The organism is Fusobacterium perfoetens ATCC 29250, from assembly GCF_000622245.1.
GTDB lineage: Bacteria > Fusobacteriota > Fusobacteriia > Fusobacteriales > Fusobacteriaceae > Fusobacterium_B > Fusobacterium_B perfoetens.
In genome coordinates this window covers 23,973-50,337 of the sequence record NZ_JHXW01000006.1, presented here as the reverse complement: position 1 = coordinate 50,337, position 26,365 = coordinate 23,973, and the positions used below count along the sequence as shown (strand labels likewise).

Here is a 26,365-nt window from a genome sequence, read left to right as displayed (position 1 = left end):
ATCCCTCCTAAAAATTATATATTCCATTCTAAAATTTTTCCTAAAAACTTTTTCAATTCTTTAGACGAAGGATTAGTGAAAATTTCTGAGCTATCTCCATATTCTAATATATCTCCATCATATAAAAAACAAACTTTATCACAAGCATGTCTAGCAAATCCCATTTCATGAGTTACTATTATAAAATCAATACCTTCATCTTTAAGTTCTTTTATGATATCCAAAACTTCTACAGTATATTCAGGGTCTAAGGCAGAGGTTGGTTCATCAAATAATAAAAATTTAGGTCTATGAGCTAAAGCTCTAACAATGCCAACTCTTTGTTTTTGTCCACCAGACAATTCAAAAGGTTTTTTATTTATTTCTTTTTCAAGTCCAAATCTTTTTAAAAGAGATAAGGCTTTTTCTTTTGCTTCTTCCTCACCATAACCATGAACATGTATAAGAGGAATAATAATATTTTCAAGAACTGTCATATGTTTAAAGAGTCCATCTTGTTGAAATATAAATCCAATAGATTTTCTATATTTAAAAAGCTCATTTTCAGAAAAAGATAATTTATTTCCATCTATCTCTATTTCTCCACTAGTAGGATTAATAAGTCCACCAATTATTTTTAAAAGGGTAGACTTTCCTCCACCAGATGGACCTATAATAGCAAGTGAATGGACCTCTTCATGAAAATTAATATTTTTTAAAACTGTTCTTTTATTTTCAAAACTTTTAGAAAGATTTTTTAGATTAACTTTCATATTTAAACCTCCTTTCTAGTTTCTCACTTATGTATGAAAGTGGAAGAGTAAATACAAGATAAAGTAATCCTAAAGCCATATAAGATTCAAATAATTTAAAATTTGTAGCTGAAATTTCTCTCATAGTTTGAGTTAATTCTATTATAGCTATTATAGATAAAAGTGATGAATCTTTTACAATAGAAGCAAATTGCCCTGTAAGAGCTGGCATAGTTCTAGCCATTAGTTGAGGAAAAATAACAAATTTAAAAGTTTGTTTTTTAGTAAATCCTACAGATTTTCCAATTTCTAATTGACTTTTATCAATAGAATCTAAACTACCTCTTAAAATCTCAGAAATATATGCTCCCTCAAATGTAGATAAAATTATTATTCCGGCAATAAATCTATTTTCAATTCCCCAAGCAGTACCAATTATATAGAAAAATAAATAGATTTGCATAATAAGGGGGGTTCCTCTTATAAATTTTACATATAAAAGAGAAATATATTTTAGAATAATTATATTAGACTTTTGGAATAATACAGTAATTATACCTATCAATGAACTTAAAATAAAACTTCCAAGACTTATATAAAAAGTCATAAGAAAACCTTTTATCAATCTTGATTTTAAAAGAATTAAAAAACTAAAATCAAGAGTAAGTCCTATTTTTTTAAATGAAAAATATCCAACAGAAAAAATTATTATTCCTAAAATAAAAATATTTATTAAAAATTTTGAGAGAGATATTTTTTTATCAGTAACTAAAAATAAATTTTTTATTTTAATCATCTCCTATTCATCTAAATCAAAGAACCATTTGAAGCCTAATTTATCAAAGTTTTCTTTTTCTTCAGATAGATATTTTTCTGTTAACTTATCAAAGCCACCTTCTTTATTAAATTTTTCTATAAATTCATTCATTTTATTTAAAAGTTCTGTATCTCCTTTTCTAACAGCAACACCCCATTTTTCAGGATTTTGGAAAGGGATAAATACAGCTTTAGTAGTATTTTGATTTTTCTCCCAATTTCTATATATAGTAAGCTGGTCATATAAAAATACATCAGCTTTTCCTTGGATAACTTCAGTAACACAAGCACTTTCATCAGCTAAAGAAGTTATCTTAGCATTAGTTAGATATTTGTTAGCATAAATAAATCCAGTAGAGCCTGTTTTTACTGCTATAGTTATATTATTTTTATTCAGGTCTTGAGCATCCTTAATAGGAGAGTTTTTATTTATTAACATTCCTAAAAGAGAATTAGCATAAGGAATAGAAAAATCTACTATATTTTTTCTTTCTTCTGTTATAGTCATAGATGAAATTACCATATCAACTTTTTTTGTTTGAATAGATGGAATAAGTCCGTCCCAAGCTATATTTTCTATTTTTACATCTTTTCCTATAAATTTCCCAAATTCTTTTGCAAAATCTACACTTATTCCTGTAGGATTTCCATTAGAATCTTTAGTTTCAAATGGAGGATATGCAAGTTCCATACCAACAATTAAAGGTTTATTTTCATTAGTTTTTTTCTCTTCTCCACAACTTGTAAATAATATTCCTGTTATTAAAATAAAAAATAATAATAATTTTTTCATAAATTACCTCCCATTATTTTCTAATTTATTAAAAGTTTTTAAATTTTTATGAATTTTTTCTAAACCATCACAAAGATTTTTTATTTCTTCATCAGAAAAATCTTCCCAAATAACACTATTTAATTTTTTAGAAATTTTATCAAAAACTTTTTTTGCTTTATATGATTTTTCAGTAAGTATAATTAATTTAGAACGTGAATCTTTTTCGTTATCAATTTTTTTTATGTAACCTTTTTCAATTAATTTCCTAACTAAAACAGTAAGAGTTGAAGGGTCCCTTTGGACTTTTTCAGCTAATTCTTTCATAGTAAGAGGATGATAATTAAAAAGAGTATAGATAATTGCTCCATAAGATGATTGTAATTCTGGAAAACCATAATTAGCAAGTTCTTGATTGATTAAGGAATTACAACAATATCTAATATTACTGATTTTATTTGAGAAAGTTTCTTTTTTCATAAAAATTACCTCCTGAAAATACTTTTATATAAAAGTATTTTAACACTTTTAAATATTTTTTGTCAATGAAAAATACTTTTATATAAAACTTTTTTTTAATAAAAAAAGTCTAAAAAAAATTCATGAAGAAAATAACAAAAAGATAGATAAATTGCTCAACATAAATAAAAATTCTACAATAAAAAATAATCATTTTATTAAAGAATAATTTGATTTTTTTGAAAAATTATGATATAATACGATAGATTAATTATACTAGCTTGTGGAGAGAGTGGGGCAACCCACTCTTTATTTATGGCTAAAAATGAAAGTGAGGTGACATGATTGTCAAAAGAAAATACAAATGAAATAATAGGAAAAATTGAAAAGATTGTTTTACCTGTATTGAAGGAACAAGGACTAGAATTAGTTGATATTGAATATCTTCAAGAAGGTGGATATTTTTATGTAAGAATTTATATTGAGTTCTTAGATAAAGAGGTTTCATTAGATGATTGTGCTAAGGTTAGTGTTGCAGTAGAAGATGATATTGATAAGATTATCGATGAAAAATTTTTCTTAGAAATTTCTTCTCCTGGAGTGGAAAGGCCATTAAAAAAAGAAAAAGATTATGTTAGATTTGTAGGAAACAAAGTAAAAGTAAGTTTAAAACATAAAATAAATGAAAATAAAAATTTTGAAGGAATTTTAGAAAAATTTGAAAATGAAACTGTTTTTCTTAAAACCAACAAAGAAATGTTAGAAATACCATTTAAAGAAATTAGAAAAGCTAATTTAGTATATGACTTCAAAAATATTTAATTTATAAGTCTACTTTAGGAGGAAAATAATGAAAGGAAAAGATGGAAAAATTTTTCTTGAAGCACTAGCTACTCTAGAACAAGAAAAAGGAATTAGTAAAGAAAGTTTATTAGAAACAGTTGAACAAGCTCTTTTGGCAGCTTATAAAAAACATTTTGGTGAAGAAGAAAATGTTCAAGTTGAGATTGACAGAGAAAGTGGAGAGATAAAAGTTTACGAAATTAAAAAAGTAGTAGATGATGTATATGATGCTGCACTTGAAATCAGTCCAGCTGATGCAAAAGAAGTTACAAAGAAAAATTGTAAAATAGGAGATATTGTAAAAGTTCCTGTAAATTGTGAAGAATTTAGAAGAAATGCAATTCAAAATGGAAAACAAATAGTTATTCAAAAAGTAAGAGAAGCTGAAAGAACTAATATATATGAAAAGTTTAAAGCTAAAGAATTTGATATTATGACAGGAATTATCAGAAGAATAGATGAAAAAAGAAGTATTTTTATAGAATTTGATGGGACAGAAGCTTTTCTACCAACTATGGAACAATCACCAGCTGATGTATATAGAGTTGGAGAAAGAATAAAAGTTTATGTAGCTGAAGTTGAAAAAACTAATAAATTCCCTAGAGTTGTAATTTCTAGAAAAAATGAAGGTTTATTAAGAAAATTATTCGAATTAGAAATTCCTGAAATAGCTGAAGGCTTAATAGAAATAAAATCAGTAGCTAGAGAAGCTGGTTCAAGAGCTAAGATAGCTGTATATTCAAAAGATAAAAATATAGATACTATAGGAGCTTGTATTGGACAAAAAGGACTTAGAATAAAAAATATAGTTGATGAGTTAAATGGAGAAAAAATAGATATAGTTGAATGGAAAGATTCAATGGAAGAATTTGTATCAGCTGTATTAAGTCCAGCAAAAGTTAATAGTGTAGAAATCTTAGAAGATGGAACTACAGCAAGAGTAATGGTAGAACCTTCTCAACTTTCATTAGCTATTGGTAAAAATGGACAAAATGCTAGATTAGCAGCAAAATTAACAGGGATGAGAGTTGATATTAAAGTTTTAGAAAAAAAATCTACTAAAGATGTAGAGGGAGCAAATGAGTAATCAACCTGAAAGAACTTGTATAATTTGCAAGTCTAAAAAAGAAAAATCACAACTTTTTAGAATAGTAGAAAAAGATGGGATTTATGTTTTAGATGAAAAACAAATAGTTCAGTCTAGAGGACAATATATTTGTAAGGAACATAATTGTCTTAATAGACTTTCAAAACATAAAAAAATAAAGGTTTCAATAGAAGACCTTTTAAAAATGGTTAATTTATTAAAAAAAGAGTCAAAGGATTACCTTAAGATTCTAAAAGCAATGAAAAACTCACAAGAACTTGTTTTTGGAATAAATATGATATTAGAAGAAATAGAAAAAATAAATTTTGTAGTAATTGCAACAGATATAAGTGAAAGAAATAACAGAAAACTTATAGATAAGTTGAAAGAAAAAAATATCTCTTATGTACATTATGGAAATAAAAGTCAGTTAGGAGAGATATTTGGAAAAGACGAAATTAATGTCATTGCCATAAAAAATAAAAAGGTAGCTCGAGGACTTATTGAAAACAGTAAGTAAGGAGGTATAAATGGTAGGTAAAGTAAGGGTACATGAGTTGGCAAAAAAATATGAGATGGGAAATAAAGACTTCTTAAATTTACTTCAAGAATTAGGGATAGAGGTGACATCTCATTTAGCAGGACTTACAGAAGAACAAGTTGATAAAATAAAAAATCATTTTGTTAAAGAAGAACCAGAAGAAGATGATGAAGTAGTAGAACATAAGAAAAAGAAAAAATCTAAAAATAAAAATATGAAAAATAAAAAAAATAATGATGAATCTTCTGATGATGATAGAAAAGAAAAAAATAAGAAAAAGAAAAAAGGAAGAAGAACAGATTTCGTTGTTAAAAAAGCTGATACTGAAGTTGGAAAAGTAGTAGAAGAAGACGGAATAAAAATCATAAAAATGAAAGGTGAAATGACTTTAGGTGATTTTGCTGAGAAATTAAATGTAAACAGTTCTGAGATAATTAAAAAATTATTCTTAAAAGGAAAAATGTTTACAATAAATAGCCCTATAAATATTGAGTTAGCTGAAGAAATAGCAGCTGATTATGATGTATTAGTAGAGGAAGAAGAACAAGAAGAATTAGCTTTTGGAGATAAATTTGCTCTTGAAATAGAAGATAAAGAATCTGATTTAGAAGAGAGAGCTCCTGTTATTACAATTATGGGACACGTTGACCATGGAAAAACTTCATTACTTGATGCTATTAGAAGTACACAAGTAGTTGAAGGAGAGGCTGGAGGAATCACTCAAAAAATTGGAGCTTACCAAGTTGTAAAAAATGGAAAGAAAATAACATTTGTTGACACTCCAGGACACGAAGCTTTTACAGATATGAGAGCTAGAGGAGCTCAAGTAACAGATATAGCAATTCTTGTAGTAGCAGCAGATGACGGAGTAATGCCACAAACAATAGAGGCCATTTCCCATGCTAAAGCAGCTGGAGTACCAATAATTGTAGCTATAAACAAAATTGATAAACCAGAAGCTAACCCTATGAGAGTAAAACAAGAGTTAATGGAACATGAACTTGTTTCAGTTGAATGGGGAGGAGATGTTGAATTTGTAGAAGTTTCAGCAAAAGCTAAGATAAACTTAGACGTTTTACTAGAAACAATACTTATTACAGCTGAAATTCTTGAATTAAAAGCTAACCCTAAGAAAAGAGGAAAAGCTGTTGTTCTTGAATCAAAACTAGATTCTAAAGTTGGACCAGTAGCAGACATATTAATTCAAGAAGGAAATATTAAAATAGGTGATGTTGTAGTTGCTGGAGAATCTTACGGAAAAGTAAGAGCAATTATAGATGATAAAGGAAATAAAATAAACAGAGGAGAAATGTCTCAACCTGTAGAGATTATAGGATTTAATAGTGTTCCAGAAGCTGGAGATACTGTTTATGTAATTCAAAATGAACAACATGCTAAGAGAATAGTTGAAGAGATGGCTAAAGAAAGAAGATTAGGAGAGCAATCTAAGAGAACTATAACTCTTGAGTCATTATCAGAAAGCTTAGAAAATCAAGAAGTTAAAGAACTTAACTTAGTTATAAGAGCAGATTCCAAAGGTTCAGCTCAAGCTCTTAAAGATTCATTAATGAAATTAAACAATAATGAAGTGGCTGTTAATGTTATTCAATCAGCTCCAGGAGCTATTACAGAAAGTGACATAAAACTTGCTGAAGTATCACAAGCAATTATAATAGGATTTAATGTTAGACCTACAACAAAAGCTATAAAAGAAGCTGAAACTTCTGGAATAGAAGTTAGAACATCTTCAATCATTTATGAAATTATAGAAGATATTGAAAAAGCTTTAACAGGAATGTTAAAACCAGAATATAAAGAACAATATTTAGGAAGAATAGAGATAAAACAAATCTTTAAAGTTGCTAAAGTTGGAAATGTAGCTGGTTGTGTAGTTGTAGATGGAAAAGTTAGAAGAGATTCTAATATAAGAATAGTAAGAAATGGAACTATAGTTTATGAAGGAAAGTTAGCGTCACTTAAGAGATTTAAAGATGATGCAAAAGAGGTTGTAGCAGGACAAGAATGTGGTCTTGGAATAGAAAACTTCAATGACATCAAAGATGGAGATATAGTAGAAGCATTTGATATGGTTGAAGTAAAAAGAACTTTAACTAATTTAACTAAGTAGTAAAAGCCTAGTAAAGGAGATGATAACTATGAGAAAACAAAGATTAGCAGCAATAGAAAAAGAAGTACTAAGAGTTATATCAAAAACTTTACTAGAGGATGTAAAAAACCCAAAGGTAAAAGGATTGGTTTCTTTAGTAAAAGTTAGAGTAACAGAGGACTTAAAATTTGCTGATTTATATTTTACTATATATTCAGATGAAAATAGTGAGGTAAATAAAGCAAAAGTTGAAGAAGGACTTAATGAAATAAAGGGATTTTTAAGAAAAAAAATATCAGAAGAATTAGCCTTAAGATATGTACCAGAAATTAGAGTAAAAATAGATGATTCAATAGAATATGCTGTTAAAATTTCAAAATTATTAGATGATTTGAAAATTCAACAGGAATAGGAATGATGGATGATGATATGGAAGTTAAGTGAAGTATCAGATTCTATCATAGAAGAAAAATCAAAAGAGTGGAAAACATCAAAAATTTTAACCAAACTTTTGTTAAATAAGAAAATTTCAGAAAAAAACGAAGTAGAAAAATTTATTGATTCAAGTATGTCACTACTTAGAAACCCATTTGATTTTGAAAAAATGGAAGAAGCTGTTGAAAAAATCATAGAAAAAAAGAATAGAAATGAAAAAGTATATATTTATGGAGATTATGATGTAGATGGAATAAGTGCAGCCTCTTTCCTAGTTAGAGTATTTAGAGAAGTAGGAATAGATACAGGTTATTATATTCCTAGTCGTATGGAAGAAACTTATGGTTTTGATAAAAAAACAGCTGATTATATGAGGAAAAGAGATGGAAGATTGGTTATTACTGTAGATACAGGAGCTAATTCCATTGAAGATATAAGATATGCTAAGAGTATTGGAATAGATATTATTGTTACAGACCATCATAAATCTGTAAAAGATAAGTTTGATGAAGAATATATAATGATAAATCCAAAACTAAGTGAAAATTATAAGTTTAAGTACCTTTCAGGAGCAGGAGTAGCTTTAAAATTAGCACAAGCTCTACTAATAAAATTAGGCAAATCAGAAGATATATTATATAAGTATTTAGATATAGTTATGATAGGGACAGTAGCTGATGTTGTCCCTATGATAGATGAAAATAGAATAATAATAAGTAATGGATTAAGAATTCTTAAAAATACCAAGGTAAAAGGGCTTATTTATCTTTTAAAATATCTTAAATTCCAAAATAAAAATATTACTACTACAGATGTAAGTTATTTTATATCACCACTTATAAATTCTTTAGGAAGAATAGGAGTGTCAAAAGTAGGTGCTGATTTCTTTATAGAAGAAGATGAATTTAAAATATATAATATCATTGAAGAAATGAAAAAGATGAATAAGATTAGAAGAAAATTAGAGAAAAAAATCTATGATGAAGCAATAGAGTTTTTAAAACAAAAATCTGATTATAAGAATTTAAAATATATCTTTTTAACTTCAGAAGAATGGCATCCAGGTGTAATTGGAGTAGTTTCATCAAGACTTTCGATAAAATATAGATTACCAGTTATTTTAATTGCTACAGGAAATGGAGTTGGAAAAGCTTCATGTAGAAGTGTAGCAGGAATAAATATTTTTAATATTTTTACAAAGATAAAGGAAAAATTAGTAAGATATGGTGGTCATGATTTAGCGGCGGGATTTATAGCTAGAACAGAAGATTTACCAGAAATAGAAGAGATGTTTTCAAAAGAGATTGAAAAGATAGATAAGGAGAAAGAGGAAAAAATTATAGAGGTGGATATGAAATTATCAGTAACTTCTATAGATGAAGAGTTAATTCAAGATATGAAAAAACTTTCCCCATATGGACTTGAAAATTTACAGCCTTTATTTTTAGATGAAAACATTAAAATAAAATGGATAGAAAAATTCGGTGTTGAAGATAGGCATTTTAATGGAATGTTAGAAAAAGAAGGAAAAGAATTTTCTTTTATAGCTTTCAATCTTTCTAATGAAATTGAAAATATAGATTTAAATAAAAAAGTAAAAATAGTTTATTATCCTGAAAAAATAAATATCAAAGGAAAAGATAGATATAATATCAGGGTTAAAAGTATAAAGCAAATATAAAAAGTTTTATATAAACAAACTAAGGAGGAAAAATGAAATACGAAATTAAAAAACTTGAAAAATCTGCTTTAGAAGTTACAATGACTTTAACTAAAGAAGAGTACAATCCAATTGAAGGAGCTGTATTAACAAAAGCTCAAAAGGATGTTGAAATCCCAGGATTTAGAAAAGGACATGCTCCATTAGAGCAAATCAAAGCTAAATATGCTAAAGAAACTGAAGAGCAAGTTTGTGATGAAATCATAAAAAAATTCTTTGGTGAAGTTATAAAAAATGAAAACTTAAAACCTGTAAGCCCATTATACAATGGAAGTTTAAAAGTTGAAGAAGAAGCTACATTAGTAGTACATGTAGATGTATTCCCAGAATTTGAATTAGGACAATACAAAGGATTAGAAGCTGAAAAAGTTGAATTCCAAATGACTGATGAAAGATTAGATACTGAAATCCAAAACATCTTAAAAAGAAAATCAACTTTAACTGATTATGAAGCTGGACACAAAGCTCAAATGGGAGATACAGTAGAATTATCATTTGAAGGATTTATCGACGGAGTTCCATTTGAAGGTGGAAAAGCTGACACTCATATGTTAGAATTAGGAAGCCACTCTTTCATCGATACTTTTGAAGACCAATTAGTAGGATATGAAGTTGGACAAGAAGGAGAAGTTAATGTTACTTTCCCTGAACAATATCATGCTAAAGAATTAGCTGGAAAACCTGCTGTATTCAAAGTAAAAGTAAAAGCTATAAAATTTGATAAAGTTCCTGAATTAAATGATGAATTTGCTAAAACTTTAGGATATGAATCTGTTGAAGATATGAAAGCAAAAACAAGAGAAGATGTTGAAAAAAGAGAAACTGAAAATGCTAAAAATCAATACAGAGCAGCTTTATTAAAGAAAGTTGTAGAAGGAACAAACTTTGAAGTACCTAGATCTTTAGTTTATAGAGAAGTTGAAGGAAGATTAGCAGAATTAGAGCAACAATTAATGGCTCAAGGAATGGATTTAAAATCTTACTTATCAATGACAGGAATGACTCACGAAGCTATATTTAATCAATTAGCTCCAATGAGCGAAAGCAAAGTTAAAATGGATATAATCCTTGATAAAATAGCTGAAACTGAAAAAATCGAAGCTACTGAAGAAGAATTTAACAACAAAATGGAAGATATAGCTAAAATGTATGGTATGACAGCTGAATCATTAAAAGAAGAGTTAGTAAAAAATAAAAACTTTGAAAACTTTGAAATTAATGTAAAAAATGAAATTATCTTAAATAAAGCTATTGATTTCATCGTTGCTAATGCAAAATAATTTTATTAGGACATTGGACTATCTCCAATGTCCCTTTAAGTGAAAGATAAAAAAACTTTTATCTTTTGCCTAAAGATAAAAAGGAGGTTAAATATGTATAATCCAATAGTTATAGAAAATACAAGTTATGGAGAAAGATCTTATGATATATATTCAAGACTTCTAAAAGATAGAATAATATTTTTAGGAACAGAGATAAATGACAATGTAGCAAATGCTATTGTAGCTCAATTATTGTTTTTAGAAGCAGAAGACCCAGAAAAAGATATTATTATGTATATAAATAGTCCTGGTGGAGTGGTAACTTCAGGAATGGCAATATATGATACAATGAATTATATAAAACCTGATGTACAAACAGTATGTATAGGACAAGCAGCTAGTATGGGAGCTTTTCTTTTATCAGCAGGAGCTAAAGGAAAAAGATATGCTCTTCCAAATTCAAGAGTAATGATACATCAACCTTTAGGTGGAGCTCAAGGACAAGCTACAGATATAGAAATTCAAGCTAAAGAGATATTAAAAATAAAAGATAAATTAAGTGAAATCTTAGCTAAAAATTGTGGAAAAACAAAAGAAGAAATACTTAAAGATACTGAAAGAGATAATTTTATGACAGCTACTGAAGCTTTGGAGTATGGAATTATTGATAAAGTATTTACTAGTAGAGATTAGGAGAAAGAGGTGATATAATGGATAATAAACCTGTTTGCTCTTTTTGTGGAAGACCTCAAAGTGAAGTTAATGAACTTTTTTCAGGTAGAAATGGAGTATATATTTGTGATAACTGTATAGAAGCTTGTTATGATATATTATATCCAGAAGATGAAATAGATTTAGAAGATATAAAAAATAACAATATTACTAAAACCGAGATACTTACCCCAAAAGAGATTAAAGCTAAATTAGATGAATATGTAATAGGGCAAGAGGAAACTAAAAAAGTTTTATCAGTTGCTGTATATAACCATTATAAAAGAATAAAAAATTTAGAAGAAAATGATTCTAAAGATATAGAATTACAAAAATCTAATGTTTTAATAATAGGACCTACAGGTTCAGGAAAAACTTTAATGGCTCAAACATTGGCTAAAATTTTAAATTTACCTTTTGCTATAGCTGATGCTACCACTCTTACAGAGGCTGGATATGTTGGAGATGACGTAGAAAACGTTTTAGTAAGACTTTTACAAGCAGCTGATTATGATGTAGAAGCAGCAGAAAAAGGAATAGTTTTTATAGATGAAATAGATAAGATAGCAAGAAAATCTGAAAATGTTTCAATAACAAGAGATGTTTCAGGAGAGGGAGTACAACAAGCTCTTTTAAAAATAATAGAAGGAACAAAGGCTCAAGTACCTCCACAAGGTGGGAGAAAACATCCAAATCAACCACTTATAGAAATAGATACTAAAAATATTTTATTTATAGTTGGTGGAGCTTTTGAAGGATTAGAAAAAGTTATCAATAAGAGAACTTTAAATAAAAATATGGGATTTGGTGGAGATGTGACTAAAGAAAAAGCTGGAGAAGAGGGAAAAGTATTTGCTAAAGTAACTCCAGAAGATTTAGTAAAAAGAGGAATTATTCCTGAATTAGTAGGAAGATTACCACTTATTACAACTTTAGAAAACTTAAGTGAGGATATTTTATTAAAAATATTAGTGGAACCAAAAAATGCCATAGTAAAACAATATAAAAAATTCTTTGAAATGGAAAATATAGAATTAGAAATAACAGAAGAAGCTTTAAGAGAAGTAGCAAAAAGAGCTTTAGCTAGAAAAATAGGAGCTAGAGGGCTTAGAGCTATATTAGAAAATACAATGATGGAACTTATGTTTGAGATTCCATCTATGAAAGATGTAGAAAAAGTTATTGTAGATGTAGATAGTCTTGATGATTATCACAAAGTAAAAATTATAAAAAGAGGAGGAGAAACTATTGAACAATAAATTACCGTTTTTACCCACTAGAGATTTAGTTATCTTCCCTGGAGTTGTAACTCCTGTATATGTTGGAAGAGATAAAAGCATCAAAACTCTTGAAAGAGTTATGGATAATGAAGATAGTAAAATGTTATTTGGTATGCAAAAAGATTCTTTAGTAGAAAATCCAGAATTACCAAAAGATGTCTATGATATAGGAGTAATAGTTAATATATTACAAACTGTAAAAATGCCAAATAATACAATAAAATTATTAGTAGAAGCTGAAAATAGAGTAACAATTATAAATCCAAGAGAAGTTGATGGAGAATATGAGGCTGAATACTCAGTAATTGAATGTGTAAATACAGAAAATAAAGAAACAACAGCAGTATATAGAAAAGTTTTAGAATATTTTGAAAGATACAGTAAATTAGGTGGAAAAGTTTTACCAGAACTTCTAATTAATTTAAAATCTACAAAAGATATTAATGGAGCTTTAGATATTATAGCTAATAATCTTTATATAGATAATCAAGAAAAGCAAAGAATATTAGAAAGCTTTGATACTAAAGAAAGAGGATATTTAATTCTTGATATACTATCAAAAGAGATTGAAATTAATGAAATTGAGAAAAAAGTAGAAGACAAAGTAAGAAATAAAATGAATGAAGCTCAAAAGGCATATTATATAAGAGAAAAAATAAATGCTATGAAAGATGAAATTCATGATTATACTCCAGAAGAAGAAAATTCAGATTTAAAAGAAAAAATTGAAAAAGCTAAATTACCAGCTGAAGTAAAGAAAAAAATTGATGAAGAATTAAAGAAAATGAGTAAAATGCCAGCTTTTTCAGCTGAAGCGTCAGTTTCAAGAAACTATATAGATGTTCTTTTAGATTTGCCATGGAAAAAAATGTCAAAAGATATCTTAGATATAGAAAAAGCTGCTGAAATATTAGATAGAGACCATTATGGTTTAAAAGAAGTAAAAGATAGAATCCTAGACTATTTAGCTGTAAAACAATTAAATCCAAAAATGAGAGGAACTATAATTTGTCTTGTTGGACCTCCAGGAGTAGGAAAAACATCAATAGCTAAATCAATAGCTGAGGCTATGGGAAGAAAATTTGTAAGAGTTTCTTTAGGTGGAGTTAGAGATGAAGCTGAAATAAGAGGACACAGAAGAACATATATTGGTTCTATGCCAGGAAGAATAATGAAAGCTATGAAATTAGCAGGAACTAAAAATCCATTTATATTATTAGATGAGTTAGATAAAATGGCAAGCGATTTTAAAGGGGACCCAGCATCAGCAATGTTAGAGGTATTAGACCCTGAGCAAAATATCCATTTCGAAGACCATTATGTAGATGTTCCATTTGATTTATCAGAAGTATTTTTCTTAGGAACAGCTAATGATTTAAGAAATATACCTGGTCCGTTAATAGATAGAATGGAGATAATTCATCTTTCTTCATATACTGAATATGAAAAATTACATATAGCTCAAAAATATTTAATTAAACAAATTCAAGAAGAAAATGGATTAAAAGATATAAAAATTTCTATTTCAGATAAAGTTATATTAAAAATAATAAATGAATATACAAGAGAAGCTGGAGTTAGAAATTTAAAAAGAGAAATAAATTCATTATATAGAAAAATTGCTAGAAAAGTAGTTAAAGAAAAAGTTGATAAATTAACTATTAATGTAAATAATCTTGAAAAATATTTAGGAAAACCTAAGTTTAGACCTGAAAAATTAAAAGAAAGAGAATATAAAGTAGGAATAGTTAATGGACTTGCTTGGACTTCAGTAGGTGGAGTTACTTTAGAGGTTCAAGGAGTATTAATACCTGGAAAAGGACAATTAAGCCTAACAGGAACTTTAGGAAATGTAATGAAAGAATCTGGAGAAGTTGCATTTACTTATGTAAAATCTAATTTCAAAAAATATAATATTGATGAAAAAGATTTCTTAGAAAATAAAAATATTCATTTACACTTCCCAGAAGGTGCTACTCCAAAAGATGGACCATCAGCAGGAATCACTATTACTACAGCAATATTATCTGTTTTAACAGGAAGAGAAATAAGACAAGATATAGCTATGACAGGAGAAATTACAATAACAGGAGAAGTATTAGCTATAGGTGGAGTTAAAGAAAAAGTTATAGGAGCTTATAGAGCTGGCATAAGAGAAGTAATATTACCTGAAGACAATAGAGTGGATGCTGATGAAATTCCAGCAGAAGTTAAAAAAGATATTACAATTCATTATGCTAAAACTTATGATGATGTTGAGAAGTTAGTTTTTAAACAAGACTAGTGATTATTATAGGAGAAAAAATGATAATAAAACAAGCAGAATTTGTAAAGTCAGCTGTATATGAGAAGGATTATCCAGAAGAGATTGGAAATATAGAGTTTGCCTTTGTAGGTAGGTCAAATGTAGGAAAATCTTCTTTAATAAACAGTATAACTGGAAGAAATAAACTTGCTAGAACAAGTAAAACTCCAGGAAGAACACAACTTATAAATTATTTTTTAATCAATAGAGATGTGTTTTTTGTAGATTTACCTGGTTATGGTTTTGCAAAAGTTCCTAAGGCTATGAAAGCTGAATGGGGACAAACAATGGAAAGATATTTAGCAAGTAATAGAAAAAAACTTGTTTTTGTACTTTTAGATATAAGAAGAGTACCTAGTGGTGAAGATATAGAGATGTTGGAGTGGTTAGAACACTTCAACGTTCCTTATAAAATTATTTTTACTAAAATGGATAAAGTATCTAATAATGAAAAATTTAAATGTCTTAAAGATATTAGAACAAAATTGGAATTTTCAAATGAAGATGTATTTTTCCATTCTTCACTAAAAAATAGTGGAAAACAAGAAATTTTAGATTTTATTGGAGAAATTATAGAAGAATATAATCCACATACAGAAGAAGAAACTACAAAATAATAAATAAATTAAAAATTTTAAAATATAGGAGGCAAAGTTTCAATGAAGGAGTTAGAAAAAATATATTCTCCTAGTGAAATAGAGAAAAAATGGTATAAACACTGGGAAGAATCAAAATATTTTGCAGCTACAATGGATGAAGGAAAAGAAAGTTATTCAATAATGATTCCTCCACCAAATGTAACAGGAATATTACACATGGGACATATCTTAAATAACAGCATTCAAGATACTTTAATAAGATATAAGAGAATGTCAGGATTTAACACTTTATGGATGCCTGGAATGGACCATGCAGGAATAGCTACTCAAAATAAAGTTGAAAAGAAATTAGCTGAAGAAGGATTAAAAAAAGAAGATTTAGGAAGAGAGAAATTCATTGAGGAAACATGGAGATGGAAAGAAAAACATGGTGGAATCATAACTTCTCAATTAAGAAAACTAGGAGCTTCACTTGATTGGGATAGAGAAAGATTTACAATGGATGAAGGACTTTCTAAAGCTGTAAGAGATATATTTGTAAAATTATATAATGATGGACTAATTTATCAAGGTGAATATATGGTAAACTGGTGTCCAAGATGTGGTACAGCTTTAGCTGATGATGAGGTAGAATTTGAAGACCAAGCTGGTGGATTCTGGCATATTAAATATCAAGTAAAGGATACTGATGAATATTTAATAGTAGCTACAACTAGACCAGAAACAATGCTTGGAGACGTTGCTATTGCTGTTCATCCAGATGATGAAAGATATAAAAAATTTGTTGGTAAAAAAGCAATCCTTCCATTAATAGGAAGAGAAATTGAAATTATTGCTGATAAATATGTTGATATGGAATTTGGAACAGGAGCTTTAAAAATAACTCCAGCTCATGACCCTAATGACTTTGCAATAGGAAATAAATTTAATTTACCAATAATCAATGTATTTACAAATGACGCTAAAATAGTAGAAGGATATGGAAAATATTCTGGATTAGATAGATTTGAAGCAAGAAAAGTTATTGGAGAAGATTTAAAAGAACAAGGATATTTAGTAAAATTTGAACCATATTCTCACAATGTAGGAACTTGTTATAGATGTCATACAGCTATAGAGCCTAGAGTATCAAATCAATGGTTTGTAAAAATGAAACCATTAGCTGAAAAAGCTCTAGAAGTTGTAAGAAATGGTGAAGTAAAAATAATGCCTAAGAGATGGGAAAAAGTTTACTACAACTGGTTAGAGAATATTAGAGATTGGTGTATTTCAAGACAAATTTGGTGGGGACATAGAATACCAGCTTGGTATGGACCAGATAAAAAAATATTTGTAGCTCATACAGAAGAAGAAGCTTATGCTCAAGCAAAAGAATTTTATGGAAAAGACGTTACATTAGAACAAGAAAAAGACGTTTTAGATACTTGGTTCTCATCAGCTTTATGGCCTTTCTCAACTTTAGGTTGGCCAGAAAAAACAAAAGAATTAGAGATGTTCTATCCAACATCAACATTAGTAACAGGAGCAGATATATTATTCTTCTGGGTTGCTAGAATGATAATGTTTGGAGAGTATACTCAAGGAGATAAACCATTCCATAATGTATATTTACATGGAATAGTAAGAGATGAAATTGGAAGAAAAATGTCTAAATCTTTAGGAAACTCACCAGACCCATTAGATTTAATAGATAAATATGGAGCTGATGCTATAAGATTTACAATGCTTTATAATACATCTCAAGGACAAGATGTACACTTCTCTGAAAAATTATTAGAGATGGGAAGAAACTTTGCTAATAAAATTTGGAACGTATCAAGATTTGTTATAATGAACTTAGATGGCTTTGATGTAACAAAAGTAGATAAATCTAAATTAAAATATGAATTAGTTGATAAGTGGATATTCTCAAGATTAAATGAAACAAGTAGAAATGTAGCAATAGAGTTAGATAAATTCCAATTAGATGAAGCAGCAAAATCAGTATATGAGTTCTTAAGAGGAGATTTCTGTGATTGGTATGTTGAATTAGCTAAAATAAGATTATATAACTCTGAAGATGAGGATTCTAAAATAACAGCTCAATATGTATTATGGACAATATTAGAAGCTGGAATGAGACTTTTACATCCATTTATGCCATTCTTAACTGAAGAAATTTGGCAAATAATTAAAGTATCTGGAGAAACTGTTATGTTACAAAAATATCCAGTATGTGATGAAAAATTAGTTGATGAAAATGTAGATAAAGCTTTTGAATATATTCAAGAAATAGTATCTTCATTAAGAAATATTAGAGCTGAAGCAGGAATTTCACCAGCTAAATTTGCTAAAGTTGTTATAAAATCATCTAATGAAAATGAATTAAATATAATAAAAGAAAATTATAAATTCATAACAAAACTTTGTAATTTAGAAGAAATTGCATATGGAAAAGATATAGAAAAACCTACTCAAAGTGGATTTAGAGTAGCAAAAGATTCAGAAGTTTATATGGTACTTACAGGACTTTTAGACATTGATGCTGAAATTAAAAAACTAGAAGCTCAATTAGAAAAAGTTTCTAAAGAATTAGAAAAAATAAATGCTAAATTATCAAATGAGAAATTTACATCAAAAGCACCTGCACATATTTTAGAAAGAGATAGAAGAATTCAAAAAGAATATCAAGATAAATATGATAAGATTTTAGAAAATATAAAAGAGTTAAAAGGATAAAATAAAAAATTAATCATATAATATCATTTCTAATAAAAATTAAAATAAATACAAAAAAATAACTTGGGAGGAAAAATGTATTTAGAAATTGTAATGAAAGTTGTAGGTGGACTGGGTCTATTCTTATATGGAATGGATAATATGTCTAGTGGGATGCAAAAGATTGCTGGTAAAAGGTTAAAAAAAATATTAACAGTTTTAACAACTAATAGATTTTTAGCTGTGGCTGTTGGTATGTTTGTAACAATGCTTGTTCAATCTTCATCAGTAAGTACTGTAATGGCAATAGGATTTGTTAATGCTTCTTTATTAACTTTACAACAAGCTTTGGGTTTAATTTTAGGAGCTAATATAGGTACTACTATTACTGGTTGGATTCTTGTTTTAAATATAGGAAAATATGGTTTACCAATGGCTGGAGCAGCAGCAATATTCCATATGTTTTCTAAAAGTGAGAAATGGAAAACAAGAGCTTTAACAGTAATGGGATTAGGATTGATTTTCTTTGGATTAGAGTTAATGAGTAATGGATTAAAACCAATTAGAAGTATGCCAGAATTTGTAAGTTTATTTAGTTTATTCAATGCTGACTCATATTTTGGAGCTTTAAAAGCAGCTATAGTTGGAGCTTTAATAACTGCAATAGTTCAATCATCATCAGCAACTTTAGGGATAACTATTACTTTAGCAGCACAAGGATTAATAAATTATCCTACAGCTGTAGCTTTAGTATTAGGAGAGAATGTAGGAACAACAATTACAGCTTTTTTAGCTTCTCTTAGTGCTAATTCTAATGCAAAAAGAGCTGCTTATGCTCATTCTATAATTAATATAGTTGGGGTTTGTTGGGCTATTAGTATATTTCCATATTATTTAGAGTTCTTAGATTTTTTAGTAAATCCTACTTCTAATTTAACATTAGGAATTGCAACAGCTCATACTATGTTTAATGTAATAAATGTTATATTATTTACACCATTTATTGGACAGTTAGCTAAATTTTTATGTAAAATAGTTAAAGATGATGGTGTAGATATAGAGAAGAAAGTAACTCAATTAGATAAATTGATGTTAAAGACTCCATCAGTTGTTATAGAACAATCTAGACAAGAAGTTTTAAATATGCATACAGAAATTGAAGATATGTTAAAAATTTTAACAGATTTCTTTGATACTAATAAACAAAGATTTTTATCAGAAGATAAATTAAAAAAATTACAAGTTATTGAAGAGAGAATGGATTTATATCAAAAAGAGATTACAGATATTAACTATTTAGTATTAACTTCTGAAATAAATGATGAGATGAAAGATGATACTAGAAAAAATATAGAAATTTGTGATGAATATGAAACTATAAGTGATTATGGAGTAAGAATTGGTAAAGTTTTAAATAAATTTGCTGATTCAGAAATAAAGCTTACAGAAAATGAAAGAATTAGATTAAAAGTTTTAAATAAGGGTATTGTTGAAATATATGAGTTAATTAATCAAGGATATATAAATAAAGATAAAACAAAATTTGTTATAGCTAATGAAAAAGCAAATGAAGTTTTAAAAGAATTTAGAAAAGGAAGAGATATTCATTTACAAAATGTTTCTAAATTAGGAATTTCTGTATCCCAAAGTATAGGTTATATGGATATGTTAAACTATTATAGAAGATTAAGAGACCATATGGTTAATATAATAGAATTATATTTATTAGATAAGTAAAGAATAAAAAAGAAGTTATTGAAATATTATAACTTCTTTTTTATTATATATAAAATCATAATTTTTTATTTAAAATTTTTAATAAAATTATCTATATATTTAAAAAGCTCATTAGGAGAGTCTATAAAAGGAGAATGTCCACAATTTAAAATTTTTATTATGTTATTTGTATTTAAATATTTAGCAGTAAGAAAAATATCTTCTTTTTTAATGATAGAATCACTATCTCCAAATATAATTAAAGATGGAATATTAGGAAATAAAATAGAAGTCATATTAAAATTAGATAAAGCAAGATATACTTCTGGAAGATTTCTTTGTTTTAAAGAAGCTGAAACTTCTATCTCAGATTGTTGACAATTAGGTTTTTTATAAATATATATTGCATTATTCCATAAATTTTTTATAAATAATTTATCTTGATTTTTAATAGCATTTAGAACAGGTAGAACTTGAGATTTTTCTTGACTAATTTCTTCAACTGATATATATTTTTTTCCATTTTCATCATACATAGGGTAACCATTAACTCCAACACTATTAATGAGTATTAAACTTTTAACTTTCATAGGATAAGAGGAAGAATAATTCATGCATATAGGTCCACCAGCTGACCAACCAAGTAAAGTAAAATTATTTATATTTAATTTAGAAAAAAAATCATTTAAATCATCTGAAAAATCAGAAATACTATTAATTTTAGTTAAATAACTACTTTCTCCAAAACCTCTTAAATCAGGTATTAAGATTCTATATTTATTTTTGTTAAAATAATTTAAAAAAGGCTCAAAAAATATTCCAGAACAAATGTTTCCATGAATGAAGATTAATATTTCATTACCAGTTCCATATTCTCTGTAAACAATACTTTCCTTATTATCAAGGACAATAGTTTTAGTTTTTAGCATAAAAAATTCACCTCTATAACTTATTATTATAATATAGTATAACATAAAATATTTAATAATAGAAATTTAGATTAAATATAATAAGTAAGAGAAAATTAAAATAAAATTTTTATTTAGAGATAAAAATATGTTATAATGTAAAAATATTTAATATAAATCAAAGTATGAAAGGAAAAATATGGTAAGGATAGGAATAGCAGGAATAGGGGCAATAGCAGAAGAATATATAAAATTAATAGTTGAAAATAAAATAACAAATTGTAAAGTAATAGCTTTTTCAAGTAGAAATGAAATACATATGAAAGATATATGTGAGAAATATTCTCTTAAGAATGTTACTTTATTTACAGATTATGAAAAAATGTTAGACAGTGGTTTAATAGATATGGTAATGATTTGTACTCCACATTTTTTACATCCTAACATGGCAATAAAGGCAGTAGAAAAAAATATTCATCCATTAATAGAAAAACCTATTGGTGTGTATTCTGATGAGGTTGAAAAACTTGTAAAATTATTAGATGAAAAAGAAAATATAAAAAGTGGAGTTCTTTATTGTAGAAGAACAAGTAAAGCATTTAATAAAATAAAAGAACTAGTAGAAAATGGAGAAGTAGGGGAGATTAAAAGAGTTTGTTGGATTATAACTAATCTTTATAGAACACAGGCCTATCATGATTCTGGTTCTTGGAGAGGAAGTTATAAAGGAGAAGGGGGAGGACTTTTAATGACACAAGCTTCTCATCAATTAGATTTATTGGTTTGGATATCACCAAATATTGTCAAAGTTACTGGATTTTGTTATTGTGGAAAAGAAAGAGACATACAAGTAGAAAATGATGTTACAATTCAATTAGAATTTGAAAATGGTGCTACAGGACAATTTATAGCTTCTTCTAGAGAATTTCCAGGAACAAATAGATTAGAAATAATAGGAAGTAAAGGGCAAATAATTTTAAATGATGATTCTGAATTAATTTTTAGAAAATTAGAAATAGATGAGAGAGAGTATTCTAAAACTACAAAAGAATTATTTGGAAAAATTTCTTATGTAGAAACTAAATTATATTTTGATGACAGTGATAATAGAATTCAACAAGCAGGAATTGTAAATAATTTTATAGAAGCTTTAGAAAATAATAAAAAAATATTATGTACTCCAAAAGATGCTTTAAAATCTCTATATATAATAAATGGTGCTTATCTTTCTTCTTGGGAAAAGAAAGAAATTGAAATACCATTAAACTCACAAGAGTTTAGAAAAAGATTAGAAGAACATTTTTAAGAAGTAAGATATGGATACTTGTATTGTTAAGTTTTTTGTGATAAAATAAAAATATCAAAGACAAAAGAGGGGGGTATTACTTTGTTACCAAGTTTTGAAAATGAATATAAAAGCAAATTAGTATCAGCAGAAGAAGCAGCAAAAGTTATAAAATCAGGAGATTTTGTAGACTATGGTTGGTGTGGAACAACTACAGATGCAGTAGACAGAGCTTTTGCTAAAAGAATAATGGAAGTTGAGGATGTAAATATTTTTGGAGGAGTTTTATTAAAACAACCAGAAATATTTAAAGTTGAAGGTGGAGAAAATCACTTTACATGGAATACTTGGCATGCAAGTGGAATTGAAAGAAGAAGAGTAGGAGAGGGAAAAGCTTTCTATTCTCCAATTAGATATTCAGAAGTTCCAGGATTCTATAGACAAGGATTTCAAAAAATAGATGTGGCAATATTACAAGTTACTCCAATGGATAAATTTGGATATTTTAACTTTAGTGTAAGTCCAAGTCATTCAATGGCAGTTTGTGAAACAGCTAAAGTGGTTATAGTTGAAGTAAATAAAAACTTACCAGTTTGTCATGGAGGATATGAGCATGCAATTCATGTATCACAAGTTGATATGATAGTAGAGGGAGATAATCCTAATGTTTCAATATTACCAGGACCAGGAGAAGCTACTGATGTAGATAATGCTGTTGCTAAATTAATAGTTGAGGAATTACAAGATGGTTGTTGTATTCAATTAGGTATTGGAGGAATGCCTACAGCTGTTGGGTCATTAATAGCTAAATCAGATTTAAAAGATTTAGGAGTTCACTCAGAAATGTATGTTGACTCTTTTGTTGAAATGGCAAAAGCTGGAAAAATAACAGGTTCTAAAAAAACAATAGACAGATATAGACAAACATTTGCTTTCGCAGCTGGAGGACAAGATTTATATGATTATCTAAATGATAACCCAGAAATTATGGCAGCTCCAGTAGATTATGTAAATGATGTAAGAGTTGTATCTCAAATAGATAATTTTATATCTATCAATAACGCTGTAGATTTAGACTTATTTGGACAAGTAAATGCTGAATCTTCTGGAACAAAACATATAAGTGGAGCTGGAGGACAATTAGACTTTGTTATGGGAGCTTACTTATCAAAAGGTGGAAAAAGTTTCATTTGTTGTTCTTCATCATTTAAAACAAAAGATGGAAAATTACAATCAAGAATTCGTCCTACTTTAACAGAAGGAACAATAGTAACAGATACAAGAGCAAATACTCATTTTGTTGTAACAGAGTATGGAAAAGCTAACTTAAAAGGAAAAACTACTTGGCAAAGAGCAGAAGCTTTAATTAATATAGCTCATCCAGAATTTAGAGAAGAGTTAATAAGAGAAGCTGAAAAAATGAAAATTTGGAGAAAATCTAACAAAAAATAATAGATTATAATAAAACTTTAGAATGTGGAAATCAGTGGAAATCTGATACAGGCTTACCCCTACTGTGATTATAAGAAATTATATAAGTCAGGTCGCATAATAGAAACTATATTTTTGGGTGGGGAAATATAGGAATAACATACTGTGAATAATTAGTATGATTTTTTAGTGCACACAATTCTTTTAGGGTTGTGTGCTTTTTTTTAGGAGAAAAATGAAGTTATTAATAATATTTCTTACAATATTTTTTCTATATTTTATATTAAAAAGAAAAAATAATTATTCTGTGGATAAAAGAGAAAAATATTTTGAATATTATAGTTATAAATCTCAAATAAGAGATTGGAATTCATACTTAAAAGTTTTTTATCCAATAATATTAATATTTTTATCTGTTGGTTTAAATAATATTCTAGTATCACTTTTTATATTTCTAATTACCAATTATATAACAATATATCTTGGAAAAATTCCTATAAAACGATATATAGATTCTTGGAAAATTCCCTTTTTATTTTTAATTTTTACAATAATTGTTATAAATATTAATATCTCAAAAGAAAAAATAGGAGATTATAATTTTTATTTTCTTAATAATTATATATATTTTACAAAAGAAAAATTATATGAAAGTATTGAAATCTTTTTTAGAGTCTTAAGTGGCATTAGTTCAATGTATATGCTTATATATTCAACTTCTATTGAAGAAATAATAAAAGTTTTAAGAAAAATAAAAATGCCAGATATTATAATAGAAATAATGTATTTAACTTATAGATATATTTTTATATTATTAAATACTTATTATGAAATGAGAGTAGCTATAGAATCAAGACTTGGTTTTATAAATTATAAATTATCTTTAAACTCTTTTGGTAAAATAATTTCTAATATTTTTTTAATTTCATTTAGGAAAAGTATAGTTTTTTATGAAGCAATGGAAGCAAGAAATTATAATGGAAAATTGATATTTTTTGAGAGAAAGGAAAAATTTCAAAAGAAGATATTTATTTGTATGCTATTGTCTATTGTATTTTTGATTTTAGTATTTATTTTTGAAAAAAATAGGTGGAATTGATGAAAGATATAATTTTAAAAATAGAAAATTTAACATATTCCTATGAAGAAAATAAAAAAGTATTAGATGGAATATCTTTAGAAATTTTTCAAGGGGAAAAAGTAGCTGTACTTGGAAATAATGGGTCTGGAAAGACAACTTTTTTTAAAAATATAAATGGAGTATACATACCGGATAGTGGAGAGATTTTTTTTAAAGGGAGAAAAATAGAAAAAAATAAAAAAGATATAAATTTTTTAAGAAAAAATATAGGAATTGTTTTTCAAAATTCTGATAGTCAAATAATAGGTACAACAGTATTTGATGAATTGGCTTTTGGACTTTTAAATATAGGTGAAGAAAATTCTAAAGTAGAAAAAAAGGTGGTAGAGATAGGTAAAAAATTCAATTTAGAAAAATATTTAAAGACACCACCACATTATTTAAGTGGAGGTGAGAAAAAAAGACTAACTATAGCTGACATTGTGGTAATGGAACCTGAAATTATTATTTTTGATGAACCTACCTCAGAGCTAGACCAAAAAAGTATTAAAGAATTAGAAATTACTTTAGAAGAATTAAATAGTGAGGGAAAAACTCTTATTATTTCAACTCATGATATAGATTTTGCTTATAAATTTGCTGATAGAATAATAATTTTTTCAGATGGAAAAGTAATTGCTAGTGACATTCCAGAAAATATATTTAAAAATCAGGAGATTTTGCAAAAACTTTACTTGAGAAAACCTATATTATTTGAAATATCAGAAGAATTACAATCAAGAGGCTTATTGAATAAAGATGAGTTTCCAAAAACTATGAAAGAAATAAAAAATATACTAGGAGGAAAAAATGAAAACAGATAAAAATATTTTTATTATTTGTTTATTGATGCTTGTTATATCTCTAAATTCTTATGGAATGCATATAATGGAGGGATATTTACCATTAAATTTTTGTATAACTTGGGGAATTATTTCTATTCCATTTTTATATTTAGGAACTAAAAGATTAGGAAAAAGTATAGAAGCTAATAGAAAAAATATAACTTTAATAGCTATGTCAGGAGCTTTTATATTTGTAATTTCTTCTTTAAAAATTCCATCAGTAACAGGAAGTTGCTCACATATGACAGGAGTAGGTTTAGGAGCAATATTATTTGGACCATTAGCAGTAAGTGTGTTAGGAACTATAGTTTTATTATTTCAAGCTATACTTTTAGCTCATGGGGGGCTTACTACTTTAGGTGCTAATATATTTTCTATGTGTATAGTAGGACCTATAGTAACTTTTGTTATTTATAAATTATTATTAAAATTGAAAGTTAATAAAAGAATAGCCATATTCTTTGGAGCTATGTTAGGAGATTTAATAACATATTGTGTGACAAGTCTTCAATTAGCCTTTGCTTTCCCTTCAACAGATGGAGGAGTTTTAGTTTCAAGCATAAAATTTTTAGGAGTTTTTGCTCCAACTCAAATACCTCTTGCTATTGTAGAAGGAATATTAACAGTTATTATTATGATTGGTCTTGAAAATTACGCTAGAAAAGAATTAAGAAATATAGGATTTTAAAGGAGAA

General features: G+C 27.1%; 23 protein-coding genes. 18 read left to right on the top strand and 5 right to left on the bottom strand.

Annotation, left to right across the window (positions count from 1 at the left end; translation table 11 throughout):
- Positions 1 to 14: 14 nt before the first annotated feature.
- The 4 genes from T364_RS0103410 to T364_RS10405 are packed head-to-tail and all read right to left on the bottom strand — an operon-like array spanning position 15 to position 2,799.
- A complete protein-coding gene (locus tag T364_RS0103410) occupies positions 15 to 752 on the bottom strand; it encodes an amino acid ABC transporter ATP-binding protein (RefSeq protein ID WP_027128336.1) in 738 nt (245 codons plus the stop codon).
- Entirely contained in the window at positions 742 to 1,527 is a 786-nt protein-coding gene (locus T364_RS0103405; RefSeq protein ID WP_051532632.1) for an amino acid ABC transporter permease, read from the bottom strand. Before T364_RS0103405 ends, T364_RS0103410 begins: the two co-directional genes overlap by 11 nt.
- Positions 1,528 to 1,530: 3 nt before the next feature.
- A complete protein-coding gene (locus T364_RS0103400) occupies positions 1,531 to 2,340 on the bottom strand; it encodes a transporter substrate-binding domain-containing protein (protein WP_027128334.1) in 810 nt (269 codons plus the stop codon).
- 3 nt (positions 2,341 to 2,343) lie between these two features.
- Entirely contained in the window at positions 2,344 to 2,799 is a 456-nt protein-coding gene (locus T364_RS10405; RefSeq protein WP_051532631.1) for a MarR family winged helix-turn-helix transcriptional regulator, read from the bottom strand.
- 324 nt (positions 2,800 to 3,123) lie between these two features.
- Between T364_RS10405 and T364_RS0103390 the strand changes: the two genes are divergently transcribed.
- The 13 genes from T364_RS0103390 to T364_RS0103330 all read left to right on the top strand — a co-directional run bounded on the left by T364_RS0103390 (position 3,124) and on the right by T364_RS0103330 (position 20,102).
- The gene (locus tag T364_RS0103390) at positions 3,124 to 3,600 is read left to right on the top strand and encodes a ribosome maturation factor RimP (protein ID WP_027128333.1); all 477 of its coding nucleotides are present in this window, start codon (positions 3,124 to 3,126) and stop codon (positions 3,598 to 3,600) included.
- A 28-nt stretch (positions 3,601 to 3,628) separates the two neighbouring features.
- Complete coding sequence (nusA, locus tag T364_RS0103385; RefSeq protein ID WP_027128332.1) at positions 3,629 to 4,708, top strand: transcription termination factor NusA; 1,080 nt, start codon at positions 3,629 to 3,631, stop codon at positions 4,706 to 4,708.
- Entirely contained in the window at positions 4,701 to 5,228 is a 528-nt protein-coding gene (locus tag T364_RS0103380) for a DUF448 domain-containing protein (protein WP_027128331.1), read from the top strand. The genes nusA and T364_RS0103380 overlap by 8 nt, the downstream gene beginning before the upstream one ends.
- 10 nt (positions 5,229 to 5,238) lie before the next feature.
- On the top strand, positions 5,239 to 7,377 hold the full coding sequence (infB, locus tag T364_RS0103375; protein ID WP_027128330.1) for a translation initiation factor IF-2: 2,139 nt from the start codon (positions 5,239 to 5,241) through the stop codon (positions 7,375 to 7,377).
- 28 nt (positions 7,378 to 7,405) lie between these two features.
- Entirely contained in the window at positions 7,406 to 7,768 is a 363-nt protein-coding gene (gene rbfA / locus T364_RS0103370) for a 30S ribosome-binding factor RbfA (protein WP_027128329.1), read from the top strand.
- 9 nt (positions 7,769 to 7,777) lie between these two features.
- Positions 7,778 to 9,472 (top strand): single-stranded-DNA-specific exonuclease RecJ, encoded by a 1,695-nt coding sequence (gene recJ / locus T364_RS0103365; RefSeq protein ID WP_211249023.1) that lies wholly within the window; start codon positions 7,778 to 7,780, stop codon positions 9,470 to 9,472.
- Positions 9,473 to 9,504: 32 nt separating this feature from the next.
- Positions 9,505 to 10,791, top strand: a complete 1,287-nt coding sequence (gene tig / locus T364_RS0103360; RefSeq protein ID WP_027128327.1) for a trigger factor — start codon at positions 9,505 to 9,507, stop codon at positions 10,789 to 10,791.
- 93 nt (positions 10,792 to 10,884) lie between these two features.
- Positions 10,885 to 11,466, top strand: a complete 582-nt coding sequence (gene clpP / locus T364_RS0103355) for an ATP-dependent Clp endopeptidase proteolytic subunit ClpP (RefSeq protein WP_027128326.1) — start codon at positions 10,885 to 10,887, stop codon at positions 11,464 to 11,466.
- 17 nt (positions 11,467 to 11,483) lie between these two features.
- Complete coding sequence (gene clpX / locus T364_RS0103350; RefSeq protein ID WP_027128325.1) at positions 11,484 to 12,743, top strand: ATP-dependent Clp protease ATP-binding subunit ClpX; 1,260 nt, start codon at positions 11,484 to 11,486, stop codon at positions 12,741 to 12,743.
- A complete protein-coding gene (gene lon, locus T364_RS0103345; RefSeq protein ID WP_027128324.1) occupies positions 12,733 to 15,048 on the top strand; it encodes an endopeptidase La in 2,316 nt (771 codons plus the stop codon). Before clpX ends, lon begins: the two co-directional genes overlap by 11 nt.
- A gap of 20 nt (positions 15,049 to 15,068) precedes the next feature.
- Entirely contained in the window at positions 15,069 to 15,686 is a 618-nt protein-coding gene (gene yihA / locus T364_RS0103340; RefSeq protein ID WP_027128323.1) for a ribosome biogenesis GTP-binding protein YihA/YsxC, read from the top strand.
- Between the two features lie 42 nt (positions 15,687 to 15,728).
- Positions 15,729 to 18,386: a valine--tRNA ligase gene (locus T364_RS0103335; RefSeq protein ID WP_027128322.1), complete on the top strand. Its 2,658-nt coding sequence runs from the start codon at positions 15,729 to 15,731 to the stop codon at positions 18,384 to 18,386.
- Positions 18,387 to 18,461: 75 nt separating this feature from the next.
- Positions 18,462 to 20,102: a Na/Pi cotransporter family protein gene (locus T364_RS0103330; protein WP_027128321.1), complete on the top strand. Its 1,641-nt coding sequence runs from the start codon at positions 18,462 to 18,464 to the stop codon at positions 20,100 to 20,102.
- A 65-nt stretch (positions 20,103 to 20,167) separates the two neighbouring features.
- On the opposite strand, the gene T364_RS0103325 is transcribed toward T364_RS0103330, so the two are convergent.
- The gene (locus tag T364_RS0103325; protein WP_027128320.1) at positions 20,168 to 21,010 is read right to left on the bottom strand and encodes an alpha/beta fold hydrolase; all 843 of its coding nucleotides are present in this window, start codon (positions 21,008 to 21,010) and stop codon (positions 20,168 to 20,170) included.
- A gap of 178 nt (positions 21,011 to 21,188) precedes the next feature.
- Between T364_RS0103325 and T364_RS10400 the strand changes: the two genes are divergently transcribed.
- The 5 genes from T364_RS10400 to T364_RS0103300 all read left to right on the top strand — a co-directional run bounded on the left by T364_RS10400 (position 21,189) and on the right by T364_RS0103300 (position 26,358).
- A complete protein-coding gene (locus tag T364_RS10400) occupies positions 21,189 to 22,295 on the top strand; it encodes a Gfo/Idh/MocA family protein (protein ID WP_051532630.1) in 1,107 nt (368 codons plus the stop codon).
- Positions 22,296 to 22,376: 81 nt separating this feature from the next.
- Positions 22,377 to 23,726, top strand: coding sequence for a butyryl-CoA:acetate CoA-transferase (locus T364_RS0103315; RefSeq protein ID WP_035945284.1), 1,350 nt, complete (start codon positions 22,377 to 22,379; stop codon positions 23,724 to 23,726).
- Between the two features lie 214 nt (positions 23,727 to 23,940).
- A complete protein-coding gene (cbiQ, locus tag T364_RS0103310; RefSeq protein ID WP_027128318.1) occupies positions 23,941 to 24,804 on the top strand; it encodes a cobalt ECF transporter T component CbiQ in 864 nt (287 codons plus the stop codon).
- Entirely contained in the window at positions 24,804 to 25,649 is an 846-nt protein-coding gene (locus T364_RS0103305; protein ID WP_027128317.1) for an energy-coupling factor ABC transporter ATP-binding protein, read from the top strand. The genes cbiQ and T364_RS0103305 overlap by 1 nt, the downstream gene beginning before the upstream one ends.
- Positions 25,636 to 26,358 carry an energy-coupling factor ABC transporter permease gene (locus T364_RS0103300; protein ID WP_027128316.1) on the top strand — a complete coding sequence of 241 codons (723 nt, stop codon included), beginning with the start codon at positions 25,636 to 25,638 and terminating at the stop codon, positions 26,356 to 26,358. Before T364_RS0103305 ends, T364_RS0103300 begins: the two co-directional genes overlap by 14 nt.
- Positions 26,359 to 26,365 lie beyond the last annotated feature (7 nt).

Coding starts and splice junctions, on each gene's coding strand:
- tig (WP_027128327.1), top strand. CDS start 9,505: ATGAAATACGAAATTAAAAAACTTGAAAAATCTGCTTTAGAAGTTACA.
- clpP (WP_027128326.1), top strand. CDS start 10,885: ATGTATAATCCAATAGTTATAGAAAATACAAGTTATGGAGAAAGATCT.
- infB (WP_027128330.1), top strand. CDS start 5,239: ATGGTAGGTAAAGTAAGGGTACATGAGTTGGCAAAAAAATATGAGATG.
- yihA (WP_027128323.1), top strand. CDS start 15,069: ATGATAATAAAACAAGCAGAATTTGTAAAGTCAGCTGTATATGAGAAG.
- T364_RS0103325 (WP_027128320.1), bottom strand. CDS start 21,010: ATGCTAAAAACTAAAACTATTGTCCTTGATAATAAGGAAAGTATTGTT.
- T364_RS0103410 (WP_027128336.1), bottom strand. CDS start 752: ATGAAAGTTAATCTAAAAAATCTTTCTAAAAGTTTTGAAAATAAAAGA.
- nusA (WP_027128332.1), top strand. CDS start 3,629: ATGAAAGGAAAAGATGGAAAAATTTTTCTTGAAGCACTAGCTACTCTA.
- T364_RS0103305 (WP_027128317.1), top strand. CDS start 24,804: ATGAAAGATATAATTTTAAAAATAGAAAATTTAACATATTCCTATGAA.
- T364_RS0103335 (WP_027128322.1), top strand. CDS start 15,729: ATGAAGGAGTTAGAAAAAATATATTCTCCTAGTGAAATAGAGAAAAAA.
- T364_RS0103380 (WP_027128331.1), top strand. CDS start 4,701: ATGAGTAATCAACCTGAAAGAACTTGTATAATTTGCAAGTCTAAAAAA.
- T364_RS0103405 (WP_051532632.1), bottom strand. CDS start 1,527: ATGATTAAAATAAAAAATTTATTTTTAGTTACTGATAAAAAAATATCT.
- T364_RS0103300 (WP_027128316.1), top strand. CDS start 25,636: ATGAAAACAGATAAAAATATTTTTATTATTTGTTTATTGATGCTTGTT.
- rbfA (WP_027128329.1), top strand. CDS start 7,406: ATGAGAAAACAAAGATTAGCAGCAATAGAAAAAGAAGTACTAAGAGTT.
- recJ (WP_211249023.1), top strand. CDS start 7,778: ATGATGATATGGAAGTTAAGTGAAGTATCAGATTCTATCATAGAAGAA.
- T364_RS0103330 (WP_027128321.1), top strand. CDS start 18,462: ATGTATTTAGAAATTGTAATGAAAGTTGTAGGTGGACTGGGTCTATTC.
- T364_RS10405 (WP_051532631.1), bottom strand. CDS start 2,799: ATGAAAAAAGAAACTTTCTCAAATAAAATCAGTAATATTAGATATTGT.
- cbiQ (WP_027128318.1), top strand. CDS start 23,941: ATGAAGTTATTAATAATATTTCTTACAATATTTTTTCTATATTTTATA.
- T364_RS0103400 (WP_027128334.1), bottom strand. CDS start 2,340: ATGAAAAAATTATTATTATTTTTTATTTTAATAACAGGAATATTATTT.
- clpX (WP_027128325.1), top strand. CDS start 11,484: ATGGATAATAAACCTGTTTGCTCTTTTTGTGGAAGACCTCAAAGTGAA.
- T364_RS10400 (WP_051532630.1), top strand. CDS start 21,189: ATGGTAAGGATAGGAATAGCAGGAATAGGGGCAATAGCAGAAGAATAT.